Source organism: Brevibacterium yomogidense (assembly GCF_900163715.1).
In the GTDB taxonomy this organism is placed as follows: domain Bacteria; phylum Actinomycetota; class Actinomycetes; order Actinomycetales; family Brevibacteriaceae; genus Brevibacterium; species Brevibacterium yomogidense_A.
Genome location: NZ_FWFF01000001.1, coordinates 437,440 through 453,089 on the forward strand (window position 1 = coordinate 437,440; position 15,650 = coordinate 453,089).

At 67.5% G+C, this 15,650-nt stretch carries 13 protein-coding genes; 5 read left to right on the plus strand and 8 right to left on the minus strand.

Annotation, left to right across the window (positions count from 1 at the left end):
• Positions 1–24: 24 nt before the first annotated feature.
• From FM105_RS01790 to rraA, 5 genes are all read right to left on the minus strand, one after another.
• On the minus strand, positions 25–1,137 hold the full coding sequence (locus tag FM105_RS01790; RefSeq protein ID WP_143275784.1) for a 5-methylcytosine restriction system specificity protein McrC: 1,113 nt from the start codon (positions 1,135–1,137) through the stop codon (positions 25–27).
• Between the two features lie 4 nt (positions 1,138–1,141).
• Positions 1,142–3,052 carry an AAA family ATPase gene (locus FM105_RS01795; RefSeq protein ID WP_087003767.1) on the minus strand — a complete coding sequence of 637 codons (1,911 nt, stop codon included), beginning with the start codon at positions 3,050–3,052 and terminating at the stop codon, positions 1,142–1,144.
• A gap of 277 nt (positions 3,053–3,329) precedes the next feature.
• Positions 3,330–6,308, minus strand: a complete 2,979-nt coding sequence (locus tag FM105_RS01800) for a DEAD/DEAH box helicase (protein ID WP_087003769.1) — start codon at positions 6,306–6,308, stop codon at positions 3,330–3,332.
• On the minus strand, positions 6,308–7,015 hold the full coding sequence (locus FM105_RS01805) for an alpha/beta fold hydrolase (protein WP_087003772.1): 708 nt from the start codon (positions 7,013–7,015) through the stop codon (positions 6,308–6,310). Before FM105_RS01805 ends, FM105_RS01800 begins: the two co-directional genes overlap by 1 nt.
• Positions 7,012–7,491, minus strand: coding sequence for a ribonuclease E activity regulator RraA (rraA, locus tag FM105_RS01810; protein WP_087003774.1), 480 nt, complete (start codon positions 7,489–7,491; stop codon positions 7,012–7,014). The genes FM105_RS01805 and rraA overlap by 4 nt, the downstream gene beginning before the upstream one ends.
• A gap of 169 nt (positions 7,492–7,660) precedes the next feature.
• Between rraA and FM105_RS01815 the strand changes: the two genes are divergently transcribed.
• The 5 genes from FM105_RS01815 (at position 7,661) to FM105_RS01835 (ending at position 12,318) form a co-directional block, all read left to right on the plus strand.
• Positions 7,661–8,722 (plus strand): pirin family protein, encoded by a 1,062-nt coding sequence (locus FM105_RS01815; RefSeq protein WP_087003777.1) that lies wholly within the window; start codon positions 7,661–7,663, stop codon positions 8,720–8,722.
• 68 nt (positions 8,723–8,790) lie between these two features.
• Positions 8,791–9,192: a GNAT family N-acetyltransferase gene (locus FM105_RS01820; protein WP_087003780.1), complete on the plus strand. Its 402-nt coding sequence runs from the start codon at positions 8,791–8,793 to the stop codon at positions 9,190–9,192.
• A gap of 2 nt (positions 9,193–9,194) precedes the next feature.
• The gene (locus tag FM105_RS01825; protein WP_256970147.1) at positions 9,195–9,728 is read left to right on the plus strand and encodes a carboxymuconolactone decarboxylase family protein; all 534 of its coding nucleotides are present in this window, start codon (positions 9,195–9,197) and stop codon (positions 9,726–9,728) included.
• Between the two features lie 124 nt (positions 9,729–9,852).
• Positions 9,853–11,406, plus strand: coding sequence for a flavin-containing monooxygenase (locus tag FM105_RS01830; protein WP_218777886.1), 1,554 nt, complete (start codon positions 9,853–9,855; stop codon positions 11,404–11,406).
• A 102-nt stretch (positions 11,407–11,508) separates the two neighbouring features.
• Complete coding sequence (locus FM105_RS01835; RefSeq protein ID WP_087003784.1) at positions 11,509–12,318, plus strand: alpha/beta fold hydrolase; 810 nt, start codon at positions 11,509–11,511, stop codon at positions 12,316–12,318.
• A gap of 40 nt (positions 12,319–12,358) precedes the next feature.
• Here FM105_RS01835 and FM105_RS01840 read toward each other — a convergent pair whose 3' ends face one another.
• From FM105_RS01840 to FM105_RS01850, 3 genes are all read right to left on the minus strand, one after another.
• Complete coding sequence (locus tag FM105_RS01840) at positions 12,359–13,258, minus strand: SDR family oxidoreductase (RefSeq protein ID WP_087003790.1); 900 nt, start codon at positions 13,256–13,258, stop codon at positions 12,359–12,361.
• Positions 13,259–13,336: 78 nt separating this feature from the next.
• Entirely contained in the window at positions 13,337–13,984 is a 648-nt protein-coding gene (locus tag FM105_RS01845) for a TetR/AcrR family transcriptional regulator (protein WP_087003793.1), read from the minus strand.
• On the minus strand, positions 13,981–15,630 hold the full coding sequence (locus FM105_RS01850) for an AMP-binding protein (protein ID WP_087003796.1): 1,650 nt from the start codon (positions 15,628–15,630) through the stop codon (positions 13,981–13,983). The genes FM105_RS01845 and FM105_RS01850 overlap by 4 nt, the downstream gene beginning before the upstream one ends.
• Positions 15,631–15,650 lie beyond the last annotated feature (20 nt).

A 15,650-nucleotide genomic window follows, 5' to 3' on the forward strand; every position in this document is an offset into this window, starting at 1 on the left:
CAGCGCCCGCTGCGAACCTCGCGGTCAACTCCACACCGCGATGCCCATCAACGCATTCCGAATCTGGTCACTGCTGCCGGTCAGATCGACCGTCTTCACGCGGATGGCGTGGTCACCCACAGAGGCGGCCATGTCGACGGGCTCCTCCACCTGCGGGTACAACAAGACACCGGTCAGCTTCTCCGCTGGAAGCCGCCCCAGGGTGGTGAGGTAGGTCTGCAGCTGGAAGAGATGCTCACGGCGGAAGGCCCGAGTTCCGAACTGCGCGTGGATGGAGATCGGTGACGTGAACTTCGTCTCGACGACGATCCGGTGGCCCGGACGCCTCAGTACCACGTCAGTCTCCATCGAGGGCATGAGTCTGTCCATCCCCGGGCTGGCTACTTGCAGCGGCCATCGGTGCTGTTCCTGAGATTGCTGCACCTGCCACGGTTCTTGCAGGACCGTGTGGAAGAAGCCCCGAACCGCGGACTCATACAGCGTCCGCCATCGGGCGATGTCGCGTCGTGGCGTGACGGCTCGCTCGGGTCCGCCCGCCTCCGTCAGAAGGCTCATCCGGAGGAGTAGGCGCGCAGCGCTGACGCAGCGCCGTTCGGTCTCGTCATTCCGCCCCAGGACCAAGGTCGCCGCTTCCACCGCGGATACCTCCCGGTGGCCGACACCCGACCAGTGGAAAGTCCGCCGCGCGGCCGCAGCACGCTTCCGCACGGAGGGATCCGTACTGCCTCGCTCTGCGGCTTTCAGCCCTGACGCCACGAACCGGTTGATCAGATGATCAACCGACAGATCCTCATAACGGCACGACACCCTCCCACGGGCCAGCAGATTGCGTTCGGACGTCCGAAGATGATCGATACGACCGCGGACCCGGGTGAGGTCATCGCGGTGTGCCAGGTGACGTCGAGACAGCGGTCGATGCAAGCGGTGCTCAGCGGCGTTCACCAACACCTCCGCAACCAGGTCCAGCAAGTCGTCCGGCGAGTCCTCCAGCCCCGCTCTGCGGATATCGGACTCATCGGCGAACAGCTCAGAAGCGTAGAGCATGAGCAGCCAGAGATTCCGAACGGGTATCGACGTCTTCCCACTGAACAGCATCCCATCTGTCTCCGGCTCATCGCCTACAGCCCCGGCAGTCACGAAGTCACTCTGCTGCTTCGATGGCTGCCACCAGGCCGCCGACGAGCGTCTTGACGCGCTCGGGCTGGTCGAACCAGTACTCGGAGAGGAGCGGCTCAATCTCTTGGACCACCACAGTCCGCGCCCAGAGTGCGAAGGGGATGTTGCGGTCGTTCTTCGCCGGTGTGAAGAAGCTGTGCCCGATGCGATACTGCTCTCCCAGTCCCGGCGCCTGGGCGATCGCTTGGTTCAACACCTGAACCGCGGCGCCGAGTCGCTCGACATCCGCTCGATTGGCGTCAGAGACTCGCTCAGTCACCCACGTGGACCACGAGAGGTTGTACTCAGGGCTGAGGTCGGCGAACCCAAAACGACGACGAAGGGCGAAGTCAACCATCGCGAGCGACCGGTCGGCCAGGTTCATCGTGCCGATGAGGAACAGGTTGGCGGGCAGATGGAACGGATCCTCACCCTCACGTCGGTATGCGAGGTGCATGCCGTGGTCGGCCGATCGCTTATCCGCTTCCAGAAGAGTGAGCATCTCCCCGAAGATCTGGGCAAGGTTGCCGCGATTGATCTCCTCGATCACCAGAACGTGTTCTTGATCAGGTGTTGCGGCGGCACGCTCAGCGATCTGCAGCAGAGTCCCATCCACCAGAGACAAGCGCCCGTCCCCGGAGGGGCGCCAACCACGCACGAAATCCTCGTAGGAAACCGTCGGGTGGAATTGCACGGCCGTAATCAGAGTCTGATCGTTCCGTCCGATGAGAGCCCGCGCCAATCGTTTCGCCAACCAGGTCTTCCCGGTGCCGGGCGGCCCTTGAAGAATGAGATTCTTCTTCTGGCGCAGGGTCTGCAACTGCTGTGCCAGAACCTCCTCTCCGAGGAAGCACCCATCCTCGATGATGGACTCGACCGTGTAGACGGGCTGAGCAGCGCTCTCAGCGTGCCCGTCGCGTTCAGCACCACCACCGCACTCTTCACCCTCGGCACCCCCGTCATCGTCGGTGGACGTCGCGCCGTCGCCGAATCGGTCGGTCCAGTAGGGCATGTTCCGCAGGCTGTCGATATCCTGCTCGGCACCGCCGAAAGCGAACTCCACGAGATTCTCGGCTCGCTCCGAATCCGGGACGAGGCGCCAGATCGTGCCCTGGTAGGTGTAGAGAAACCACTCTCGAGGTTCGGCGGTCAAGTCCTGATCCCACGACACATCGACAGCGATACCGGTTCCCGGATTGCCCGTGATGGTGCCCGTCGCCTTGATCGCCATCACGGATACCGGGTGGCCGTTGGTCCTGAAGGGAACGCCAGCCTGCCGCCTGCGCACGTAGACCGCTTTGATCGCGATCCTGTCGCCGGCACGCATCTCCCTCACCTGGTTCTTCAACTTCTCAGTCGAGTCAGGGTGGAGCTCCCACGTGCCCCGCGCGATGAAGTCGGCAGAGTGATCTCGTATGGCTTCGGCCTCAGGATCATCGAACGTCGCTCCGACGAACCAGAATCCCCGCTCTGCATAGAGAAGAGCGCCATCGACCTCGTCTTCTTCAGTGACGGTCTCACCCGACGATTCACGGTTCGGCACATACTCCCGATATGCGGGGATCTCGGTCAGATCAGCGACCGACAGTGCATTCATGTGCTCGGCAAGCAGCCGCCGCCCCACTTCGGTGATCTGAGCGACGCCATAACCTCCTTCGACAGCTGTCGCCCGACGCAGGTGATGGACAGCGAGGTTCGCCCGAACATCCACACGGCGCTGGCCCGACTTCTCGTGCGTGTAGACGCGCTGCTTCGCGGTCAAACCCATTGCGTCGAAGACGGCTTCACGCAGGTCCCGGCTTGCCCACTGATGTCCGTCTGACAGCACCCTCAGGGTCGGCAGGAGGTAGTCCTCGTACCGCGGCTCGTAGCCCTCGAAGAAATCAGACGACATCATGGTCCTTTCGCACACCCCGCCACGGCAATGAGCTCCGTTGCCGGATACTCGAGAACCGGCCGAAAACGACCGGACCTGAGCTCGACTCCGATGCGAGCCCAGTTCACCCTATCCGGGTGCCGCACGACGTGTTCTTCTCCAGAGGACGAGACCTCGGTCGACGAGATCGGCACCTCGTGGGAGGAGTGGGGACGGCAGGAATGACGCTGCCGCGTGCGATCCTCACAACTCCGGGTCGGGATCTGCATCCCTGAACGGGTATCGCGATTGAGCACCCTCACACGTCCAGCAGCCCGCGCACGTCGTCGGCCGTCAGCGCCCGGGAGAACGCACCTTTCCGGAAACCGTCGCCGTCGTCCCACAGCGCATCCGTCAGTGCGGTCTTGCGCTGCTGGAGGTCGACCACCTTCTCCTCGATCGTGCCGGCAGCGACCATGCGGTAGACCATGACGGAGGAGTCCTGGCCGATCCGGTGCACGCGGTCGATCGCCTGCTCCTCCGCTGCGGGGTTCCACCACGGATCCATGAGGAAGACGTAGTCAGCCTCCGTGAGGGTGACGCCGAAGCCGCCTGCCTTGAGGCTCAGCAGGAACACCCCCGCCTCTCCCTCCCGGAAGCCCCGGATCACGTCGTCACGCCGCCTAGTCGTCCCGTCCAGACGGGAATATGCGACCCCGCGCTCCGTGAGCTCCTCCCCGATCCGGTCGAGGAACGACGTGAACTGGCTGAACACCAGCACGCGATGCCGCTCCCCGAGCACGCGCTCCAGGTCCTCCATCAGCGCGTGCAGCTTCGAGGACATGATGCCCGCGTACTGGCCGTCATCCACGATCGACGGGTCCAGCGCGAGCATGCGCAGCAGCGTGAGCGAGCGGAAGACGATGAAGCGGCCGCGGTCCATGCCCGGTTCGCGCACGTCGTCCAGCAGCCCCAGGACCTTCTTGCGCTCCCGCTGGAGCACCGCGTCGTACACCTTCCGATGCTCCGGCAGCAGGTCGACGGTGCGCACCTGCTCCTGCTTGGGCGGCAGCTCCTCGACCACCTGCTCCTTCGTGCGGCGCAGCACGAACGGGCGGATCCTGCGCTTGACCAGCGCGAGCCTGTGCGGTGCCGTGCCGTTCCCGATCGGCTTCGTGAACTTCTCCCGGAACGCGACGGGCGACGGGAAGAGGCCCGGTGCCGTGAGCGACAGCAGCGCCCACAGGTCGTCGAGCGAGTTCTCCACGGGCGTGCCGGTGATCGCCAGGCGGAAGGGTGCGCGCACGCGGGCGAGCGCGTCATAGGCCTGGGTCGAGCGGTTCTTCGCGAACTGCGCCTCGTCGATGATGAGCCCGGCCCAGGGCAGGGCGGCGTAGTCGTCGGCGTCCAGGCGCAGGCGCGCGTACGAGGTGACGACGACGTCGGCGCCCCTCGCCTCGTCCGCGAGCGTCGTCCTCCGCGCCGCGCGGGTCGCCTCGATCACCCGGACGTCCAGCCCGGGAGCGAACCGGGCCGCCTCCCCCTGCCACACGCCCACGACCGAGGCGGGAGCCACGACGAGGAACGGTTCGGCGGCCTCAGCAGCGGCCTCGGACGCCGCCTCGCGCGCCCGCACGATGAGGGCGAGCGCCTGGATCGTCTTGCCGAGGCCCATGTCGTCGGCGAGGATGCCGCCCAGTCCGTGGTCGTACAGGAAGCTCAGCCAGGCGTACCCCTCCCGCTGGTATCCGCGCAGGTGGGCGTCCAGGCCCGCCGGCGGATCCGGCTGCGGGATCTCCTCGAGGTCGCGCAGTGCGCCCACCGTCCGCTGCCAGGCGATGGCCTCAGCGGACGAATCCGCCGCGTCGACGAAGTCCTCCCACAGACTCACCTGGAAGCGGGAGATCTTCGGGGCACGGGGGTCCCACTCCCCCAGTTCCTCGGCGCGGGCGATGAGCTCCTTGAGCCGATCGAAGGCTGGGTGGTCGAGCGCGAGGAAGGATCTGTCCGGCAGCAGGATCTTCTTCCTCCCCTGGGCCAGGGCCCGGAAGAGCGTGGCGAACGGGATCGTGCGCCCGGCGACCGTCACCTCGAAGCCCAGATCGAACCAGTCCCGTGACTCCGTCTCCTCGCTGGTCACGCGGACGGTGGGAGGCTCCGTCAGCTCGCGGTAGTCCGGCCGGGCGCCGCTCACCTCGACGCGGACGCAGTCCAGCTCCTCGAGGCGCGGCAGCACGCGGACGGTGAAGGCGGCGGTGTCCACACCCCGCAGGTCCTCCCGCTCCGCAGTGCCGGCCCCGGGCCAGAGCGCGGCCGCACGGTCGCGGACCTCGGCCTCGGCGGAGGTGTCCCGGCCTCCCCCGGTGCCGGGGGCGATCGGGTACTCCCGGCGGGGGCCGGAGTAGGACCAGGACCAGTGGAGCTCGGCGTCGTCCCCCTCACCGAAGACCACGAGCAGCGCGAGTCGCGGCGGTTGCGCCTCGGGCAGCGCGACCGTCTCATCGGTGCTGGTGACAGGTGCGATCGAGCGGAGGACCGGGAAGAACTCACGCGTGAATTCCTCCGCGTCCCCGGCGTCCACGACCAGGGGTTCGTGCCGACGCATGAGGTCGACCTCGTGCGCGGGGATGGGTCGCTCGACGGGGGCGAGCACCATCTCCAGGTCCGCGCCCGGATGCGTGAGGTCCCCGTGCAGGCCCGCGAAGCCGTGGGTGCCCACCAGGCTGAAGGCGCTGACGGGCCGGCCGTCGATCGCCAGTTCCGGTTCGACGTGGATCCGATCGCGGGCGTCACGGCGGAGGTCGAACCGCTTGACCGCTGAGTCTCCCCGGGTAACGCGGGTGACGAGCCCTCCTCCCACGAGCGCGACCCCGGCGGAGGTGAGGCGATCGAGCAGCGTCCACAGGAGCGGACTGGGGTAGCGGTCCAGCCGGAGCACGCCGGCGTCGCCCGGGTTCAGGTTGCGGTCGTCGCGGGAGAGCCTGTTGATCTGGTCGAGGAGCGCGCGCACGGGGGCGTCGGAGCCGCGGCCGTGCTGGGCGAAGGACCGCCACGTGAGGCCTCCGCGGCGGAAGGTCCCGGGCCGTGCACCCTCCTCGAGCGGCCGGACACCGACGAACCACGGGTCGCCGGCCTCGAGCCGGGCTCGGTCGAGCGCTTCCAGGGTGGAGGAGTAGAACCATCCGCGCGCGTCGTCGGCGAAGAGCTCGAACGACAGGGCATAGCGGGTGACCGGCTCATCATGGGTCGCAGCGCGGTTGAGGGGCGCCAGCAGGCGCTTCCATTCGGGTTCGCGCATCAGGTCGCCGACCGCACCCGCTCCACCAGGCGCTCCAGCGCCGCGCCGACGATGACAGGGTCCTCCAGCGGCGGGGTGTGGCCGACGGACTGGTCCACGACGACACGCGCTGCGGGGAACACGTCCCGCCACGCCGCCGCGTCGTCCGGGGAGCGCTTGGGGTCGAGGCCGCCGTGCAGCACCTCGACCGGCAGGCGCGGGAGGGTGCCGCGCGTGCGGAGGTCGGTCGCCGCCTGGTCGGCCAGGACCTCGACCGCGGGTGCTCCACCCACACGACGGGCGTAGGCGACCATCGCGTCGATCCACTCCTCCGGGCTGCCGTGGGGAACATTGCGCCGCGCATGACGGATGAGCACCTCGTCGTCCACCGGGTCCGCGAGCTCGTCGAGCATCTCCGCGACCGTCGCGTGTCCCCGCATATCGGGTCCCGAATCGATGAGGACGAGCCCCTTCACCTGGTCCGGGAATGCGAAGGCCGCAGTCGCTGCGATCGCTCCGCCCGTCGAGTGTCCGACCAGCACGCACGGGGCACCCTCAGCCAGCCCCACCGCGTGCGCCGCAGCGTTCAGGAGCGTGCACGGCTGCGCGTTCTCCATCCACGCCGCACCGACCGCACTGCTCCCCAGCGGCACGGGCACATCCGCGAATACATCCGGGCTCACATGGGTGCCGGGGATGAAGACGGTGGTGAGATCCTCTGCGGTCACGGTTCGATCAGGATCCCGTCCTCGTCCGCCCACAGAGTGTTCCCGGGCGTGAATGTCACGCCGCCGAACTCGACGGGCACGTCCTGCTCACCGACCCCGGCCTTCGCGGACTTCCGAGGGTTGGATCCGAGCGCCTTGATCCCCAGGTCGAGCTCCCGCAGTGCCGCACGGTCTCGGACGGCGCCGTGGATGACGACGCCAGCCCAGCCGTTCTCCACCGCCGAGGCCGCGATCAGGTCTCCCATGAGAGCGGACTCGAGTGATCCCCGGCCGTCGATGACGAGCACCGCGCCCTCGCCCGGTGTCGCGAGCAGGTTCTTCACGAGTGCGTTGTCGCGGAAGCACCGGATGGTCCGGATGGGGCCCGCGAAGGCCCGTCGTCCGCCCAGATCCTGGAACTGCTGGGCGCACGAATCGAGCGCATCGCCCCGTTCGTCGTAGAGGTCTGCCGTGATGACTTCCTGCACGTTCTCCATCCCGCCAGGGTACCGAGCCGCCGCAAGAGCACGTGACCCCGATCATCGTCCCCATGGCACGATGGGTGGGGAATACGAAGGCGCTCCACGAGGTTCTCAGTTGAGATTTGAATTACGTGGTTGACGAGAATGCGGTTGACGGACGAGCCCTACGCCCCAGGAGGTTGCCGTGAGCAACGTCGAAGCCCACCCGGCCGAGGTCCTCTGCCGGAGCGAGGGGCTGCCGGGCCCTGACTCCGCGTGCGCCGACGGTGCCCCCGTCGAGCTCATCACCTCGCGCGATGTCCCCCTGGGAGGTCCGCGAGCCATGCTGGTGCGCAGGACGCTGCCCCAGCGGCAGCGCTCCCTGATCGGCGCATGGTGCTTCGTCGACCACTTCGGGCCCAGCGATGTCCGCGACACGGGGGGCATGGACGTCGCCCCGCACCCCCACACGGGGCTGCAGACGGTCAGCTGGCTGTTCGAGGGCGCGGTCGCGCACATCGACTCCGGCGGCGGCGTCGGCACCGTGGTGCCCGGGGAGATCAACCTCATGACCGCCGGCACCGGCATCTGCCATTCCGAGACGTCGACTGAGGGGACGACGACTCTCCACGGCGTGCAGCTGTGGCTCGCGCTGCCGGACGCCGTACGGAACTCGCTGGGCCGCGCGTTCGAGCACTTCGAACCGCAGCCGGTGACGTTCGACGGCGGATCCGCACTCGTCTTCATCGGTTCGCTGCTGGGTGCGGAGTCGCCGGTCAGCGTGTACTCGCCGCTGGTCGGGGCGGAGCTCCGCCTGGAGCCGGGCGCGGTCGTCGACCTGCCGGTCGATCCTCGGTTCGAGCACGGCCTGCTCGTGGATTCCGGCGACGTCACGCTGGAGGGCGTCGAACTCACGCCCGGCACCCTGGGCTACACCGGGATCGGCAGCGAGCGCCTGCGCATCGCGCACACGGGCGGGGGTGCAGAGGCCGCCCCCGCACGGCTCATCCTCATCGGCGGTGAGCCGTTCGAGGAGGAGATCGTCATGTGGTGGAACTTCATCGGCCGCGACTCGGATGAGATCGCGCAGTACCGCGAGCAGTGGCAGGCAGAGGATGACCGATTCGGACGGGTCGAGGGCTATGTGGGCCACGGCGGGCCCGGCCGCGATCCGGACGGCCGCTCCCGCCTGCCGGCCCCCACACTTCCGAACGTCCGCATGCGCGCGCGGAAGAACCCGCCGCCGCACGTCCAGTCGACCGACTGACAGCGGGCAGTGGGGTTCGAGGACCCCACCCGCAGATCTCATAGGAACAGCCCGATAAGGAGCGGATCATGACCGACCAGCAGCTCACGGACAAGACCGGCGCAGCCGTCACGGTGACATTCGAGAAAGACCGGAACGCGTACGCGATCACCCTCGACACCGGCGAGGTGGCGGGGCGGGCATTCTTCACCCCGGCCTCGGCGACGGAGGGTTCCGGCGGAGCCGAGGAGTGGATCTTCTTCCACACGGAGGTCGACGAGTCGTTCGGAGGCCGTGGGCTGGGCGGGATCCTCGTCGGCCAGGCGATGGCCGATGTCGCGGCGCGCAGCGTGACCGTCGTGCCGCTGTGCCCCTTCGTGAAGGGGTGGCTCGAGAAGAATGAGGACGCATACGCCTCGCAGGGCGGGACGATGCGCAAGGCCCGGCCAGCGGATGTCGACGCGGCGAACGCCGCCGCGAAGGGAGCCTGAACGTGACGACGACGCAGGATGCGGCAGTGAACAACGCCGCCGATCCAAAGACGAACGCTGACGCAGCGGCCCCGAAGCGCCGGCCGTTCATCGACAAGGAGCATCCGACCGTCCAGAAGGCACTGGTGAAGGCGTCGACGGCCTCGCGCACCGCCTCGCACGGAGTGGGGTTGGGCGACGACACGATCGAGCTCATCAACATGCGGGTGTCCCAGATCAACGGGTGCCTCACGTGCCTGAGCCTCCACGCCCCCCGCGCACGCGAAGCCGGCGTGACACAGCAGCAGCTGGACGTGCTGCCCGCCTGGCGCGACGCGATGACCGTGTATTCGGGTGTGCAGCGTGCGGCGCTCTTGATCTCGGAGTCCCTCACGGTCATCGACACGAGCCAGGACCGCGATGCGATCGTCGCGCAGGCGGCCCAGCATCTCTCGACGGAGCAGATCGCTGCAGTGGAGTGGACCGCGGTCATGATCAACGCGTTCAATCGCGTCTCGATCGCGAGCGGTCACCCGGCACTCTCCGCGACGGGCTGAGGCGCGGGGCGTCTCTCCAGCAGCACGGGTGCGGCGGCTCCTGACGTATTCGCAGTTCACAGATAGGGTGAGGAATACGGACCAGCAGCAACGTCGCTGACAGGAGCCGTCGAAGGAGAGTCGATTGACTGCAATTCGAACCGATGCGCGCTCAGCGAGCGGCACCCCGACCGAGGCAGAGATCCGGACGAATTCCGCCTCCGCGACAACGCATGTCGATGTGCTCATCATCGGTGCCGGCGTCTCCGGCATCGGCGCAGCCCACCACCTGCGGGAGAACTTCCCGCACCGCAGTTTCACCATCCTCGAGACCCAGGAATCGTTCGGCGGCACCTGGCTCACCCACCAATATCCCGGCACCCGATCGGACAGCGACCTCTTCACCTATGGGTATCGGCACAAGCCCTGGGCCGGCCCCTCGATCGCTCGCGCGGAACCGATCCGCGAGTACCTGCAGGAAGTCATCGCCGAAGACGACCTTGCCGATCACATCCGGTACGGTCACCGCGTCCTCGACGTGACGTGGGACTCCGCCGACGGCCAATGGACGGCCACGGTCGCTCGTGAGACAGACCGAGCTGACGGTGGAGACAGCACCATCCGATACAGCGCGTCCTTCCTATGGATGTGCAACGGCTACTACGACCATGAGTCCCCCTACCGCCCGGAGTGGACCGGCGAAGAGGACTTCCAGGGAACGATCGTCCATCCGCAGCACTGGCCGACCGATCTCGATTACACAGACAAGCGCATCGTCATCATCGGGTCAGGCTCCACGGCAACGACCGTGGCGCCCGTGCTCGCGCAGGACGCCGCACACGTCACGATGCTGCAGCGCTCCCCGTCCTACTACTTCATCGCACCGACGGTCCACGACCTGTCCGCTGCACTGGAACCGCTGGATCTTCCCGAAGAGTGGACCCACGAGATCCTGCGTCGTCAGTACATCAAGCAGACCGACGAGATCGTCACGCTCTCACGCGAGCAGCCGGACGCCGCACGGGAGTTCCTCCTCGACGGCATCCGCGCCGCGGTCCCCGAGGACGTCGATTTCGAGAAGCACTTCCTCCCCGACTATCGCCCCTGGCAGGAGCGGCTCGTCGCGATCCCCGACGGCGACTTCTTCACGCAGATGCAGGCGGGGAAGCTGACCGTCGAGACTGACACGATCGAGCGATTCACCGAGCGCGGAGTGCTGCTCGCATCCGGCGAGGAGCTTGATGCCGACATCGTGGTCACTGCCACGGGCATGACCATGACCTCGTTCGCCAACATCCCCTTCACAGTCGATGGGGAGCCCGTGGACTTCACCGATCGCATCACGTGGCGCGGAATGATGATCACGGGCATCCCGAACATGGCCTTCGCGCTCGGGTACTTCCGGTACAGCTGGACTCTGCGCATCGACATCGTCAACGACCTGCTGGCTCGCATCCTCACACACATGGAGGCCACCGGCGCCACCACTGTGACGCCCGCGCTGCGAGCAGAGGACGACGGAATGGAGAGGCGGCCCTGGGTCGACCCGGACAACGTGTCCGCCGGATACATGGTCCGTGCACTCGATCGGCTCTACCGTCAGGGCGACCGCGCCCCCTGGCAGCAGATGCTGGAGTACGACCACGAACGTGAGGTCTTCCCCACCGTCGACATCACCGACGGACTCTCCTACAGCTGAACATCGGGTCGCACCGTCCCGAGGGACACATGGTCGGTTCCTGCGACTCCCTCGCGCCACACCACTCACCGTCGAGTCCAGTCACACCTCAGAGGAGCAGCCATGCCACACATCCCCGTCCGCACCGGAATCACTATGAACTACGAGATCACCGGCAGCGGTGAACCCCTCCTGCTCATCATGGGCACTACCGGTTCGATCCCTCTGTGGGGCGGTTTCCGCACTGGTCTGGAGGCGAAGCACCAGGTCATCGCCTTCGACAACCGCGGTCTTGGTGGCAGCGAGCGGGGCGAAGGCGCCCTCTCCGTCGCGTCCATGGCCGAGGACGCATCAGCTCTGCTCGAAGCCCTGGAGATCCCCCGCGCGCATGTCCTCGGATGGTCTCTGGGCTCGGCGATCGCGCAGGAACTCGCCCTGGCCCATCCGGATCAGGTCGCCTCAGCAGTCATGTATGCGACATGGGCAGGATGCGACGGATACCAGCGCTCCCTGCTCAGCGCACTGCGACTTCCCTACGTGCATCGTGATTTCGAGAACGCCATGGCCGCCACCGGCCTCGCCTACTCTCCGGAGATGCTCGACCGACCGGATCTGGCGGAGCTCATGGCGCCGTCCATCCCGGCGCTGCCGCAGACGGAGGAGCAGATGCAGGTGACCGTCGAGCAGTGGGACGCGGATCTCGCGTTCGATTCGCTCGATCGGATTCCCGCCATCACGGCCCCGACGCTCGTCGTGGTGGGAGAACAGGATCTGCTCACCCCGCCACGACAGGCGAAGAAGGTCGCTGATGCCATCCCCGGTGCGCGCTTCGAACTCGTGACCGGCCCGGGCTCCAGTCACGCTCTGCACGTCGAGAGACCCGACGAGCTGCTGACGATCGCAACGGAGTTCCTGGACGGACAGCGGATCTGAACCTGCTCGTCGATCGTCTCCGCAGCCCTGCCCCAGCCCCTCACCCCTCGGAGAACAGCGACTGCTCCACCGCGTCGGAGATGTGCCCGGAGCCCACGAGCCCCAATCCGCCGTCCACGATGTACTGGGAGCCGGTGACATAAGCACTCAGCGGGCCGGACAGCACCGCGGCCATCGCGCCGATCTCCTCGGTCTCCGCGTAGCGTCCCAGCGGCACGGCCCGCTTCCACATGTCATCGCCTGTCGGGCCCGCCAGCCGGGCCATCCCCTCAGTCCCGGCGACCGGGCCGGGCACCAGCGAGTTCGAGCGGATGCCGTGCTCGCCCCATTCGACGGCCAGGTCCTTCATGAGCATCTCGATGCCGGCCTTGGCCGCTCCCACGTGGGCCTGGTACTTCGTCGCCTTGAACGCCTGGCTGGCGGAGATGAACAGGATCGAGCCGCGCGTCCTCTGCAGGGACGGGAAGGTGGCCCGGGCCGCGTGGTATGCGCCCATGAGGTCGATGTCGATGACGGTGCGGAAGGCATTGGAGCTCATCTCCTCCGCCTTCGCGAAGAAGTTCCCTGCTGCTCCGGCGACAGTGATGCTGATGTCGCCCAGCTCGGAGACCGCGTGATCGACCGACGCTTGCAGAGCCTCGGGATCGCGCACGTCCGCAGCTTTGTAGGCGACCTTCGCGCCCATCCCGCGCAGCTCCTCGGCGGCCGTCGCCAGCCGCTCCTCGGTGCGGCCGCAGATCGCGATCGAGGCGCCGCAGCGCGCGAAGGCCCGGGCGATGCCCAGGTTGATTCCCGACCCGCCGCCGGTGATGAACGCGACGTGCCCCTCGAGCATCGTGGGAGACAGGTGTCCGATCGGGTCGTGCGCCGATGCCGCTGCTGGTGTCTCTGTCGCTGATGCCGCCGATACTGCCGATGCCGCTGCTGGTGTGCCGGTCATGGTCGTCCTTCTGCAGTGTCCGTCAGGTGCGGCCTTCGCCCTCCGGCCACGTCGCCGGTCAGCGCGGTGCTGTGAGCCTCATCGCTCCACGCGGCTTCGCGCGGCGTCGGTGAGTGCACCCAGCACCACGGTGCGCACCTGCTGCTCCACATACTGGTCGACGGAGAGCCCCTGCGCATGGAAGTACCAGTGTTTGAGAGCCCAAGTGTGCGCGAGCACCAGGAGGTCGTAGGCGAAGAGCTCCGGCGGAACGTCGCGCAGGTCGCCGGCATCAGCCGCACCGCGCACCGCGTCGACCAGCGGCCCCAGCGTCTCGAGTTCCTGCCCCTGGATGTCTGCGAGTCCCTCACGGCTCAGCGACCGCGATTCCCGGTATGTCAGCACGACCGCATGGCGGTGGTCGTCGACGGCGCGGCAGAACTCGGCGAACGCCTCGGTCACACGGTCGACCGGATCGTCGATCCCCTCGATGGCCTGCGGCACGCGATCGCGGAAGGCTCCCAGCACCCGGGTGATGGCCGCGAGCAGGATCTGCTCCTTGTCGGAGAAGTACTTGTAGAGGAGCCCCACGCTCACACCCGCGGACTTCGCGATCGCCTGCATCGAGACGGCGTTGGACCCCTTCTCCTGCATGAGTGCGATCGCCGCGTCCACGATCTGGCGTGCACGCAGCTCCGCTCGCGCGCCCTGCACGGCGGCGGTCACGTCGTTCCCATCGATGCTCACGACCGTGAGGCTACCTCGTCGCGGAGCTTGAACTTCTGGATCTTCCCGCTGGGGGTCCGTGGGAAGTCCTCCACGACGCGCAGCTCCTCCGGCCAGTACTGCTTCGCGACGCCCTTCGACTCGAGGAACTCCTTCAGCCCGTCGAGGGTGAGCGCTTCGCCCTCCTTCACCGTGACGACCGCGCACGCGGTCTCCTGGAGTCGCGGATGCGGCACCGCGACGACGGCGGCCGCGGTGATCGCCGGGTGCTCGTAGAGGACGTTCTCCACGTAGGCCACGGGGATGTTCTCACCGCCTCGGATGATGATGTCCTTCGTGCGGCCGCTCAGCCGGATGAACCCCTCCTCATCCATGATCGCGAGGTCTCCGGTGTCCAGCCAGTCCCCGTCGAACGCGTCCGCCGTCTGCTGCTCCTCTCGGAGGTAGCCGACGAACAGGAACGGCCCGCGGACCTGCACGGCGCCTTCCGTCCCCGCGGGGACGGGCTCGCCCAGCGGATCGACGATGCGCACTTCCATATCGCCCAGGGCGCGACCGTCCGTCGATGTCACCTTGTCCGCGGAATCCGTGGGCGCGGTCATGGTCACGAGGCCGCACTCCGTCTGACCCCATCCGCCGAACACGCTCATGCTCGGGACCAGCGATCGCGCTTCCTGCACCATGACCCGCGGGATCGGCGCGCCCATGCAGCAGAAGTGTTTGAGGCTGGAGAGATCTCCGCTGGTCGTCTTCGCCGCTTCGAGCAGGTCGTGGAGGAACGGGGTGGCGCCGGAGGTGTGCTCGATGCCGTGCTCGCCCACGAGCCGCACGAACTCCTCCCCGTTCCACACGTCCTGAAAGACACCGGTCCCGCCCACCAGCAGCGGCAGGCACACGCCGTACATGTACCCGGTGAGGTGCCCGAACGTCGACGCCATGTGGATGACGGAGCCTGGGCCCAGCCCCAGCCCGTCCGGCCACGGCAGTGCCGCCGCGAGCACCGAGTTGTGCGTGTGCATGACGCCCTTCGGGTCCCCGGTCGTGCCGGAGGTGAAGAGGATGAGGCCCACGTCGTTCGGGTCTGGCCGCCGTGCGCTCCAGTCGACATCCCCCGCGCCCGAGGCCCCGGCCAGGAAGTCGTCCCACCCCACGAATCCGTCACGGGCGGTGAAGGACTCCTCGCCGGGTGCGTCGAGGACGACCGTCAGGCGCAGGTCGGGCAGGTCGGGGCGCAGGCGGTCGACCATGTCCGGGTAGTCGAACTTCCGGAACCGGTTGGGCACGACGAGGACGGAGACCTCCGCCTTCTTCGCCATGAACCCGATCTCCCGATCGCGATAGATCGGGATGAGCCCATTGGTCACCGCGCCCGCCTGCTGCGCGGCCAGGTGCATGACGACCCACTCGTACCCGTTGGGCAGCTGGACGCCGATCACGTCGTTCGGCTGCACCCCCGCCGCCACGAGCGCACGGGCGCATTCGTCCACGTCGGCACGCAGCTGCGCGTACGTGTGCGATCCGTAGGGGTCGTGGATGACGACAGCATCCGGCGTCTTCTGAGCCCATTCCTCGAGGTGGTCGAGGAGGATGCGGTTCTTCCACGCCCCCTTCGCGGTGTGCTGCTCGATGAGTGTGTCGGTCAATCGTGTCTGGAAGGTGGTCGGCATGCTCTCAGTGCTCCTTTGCG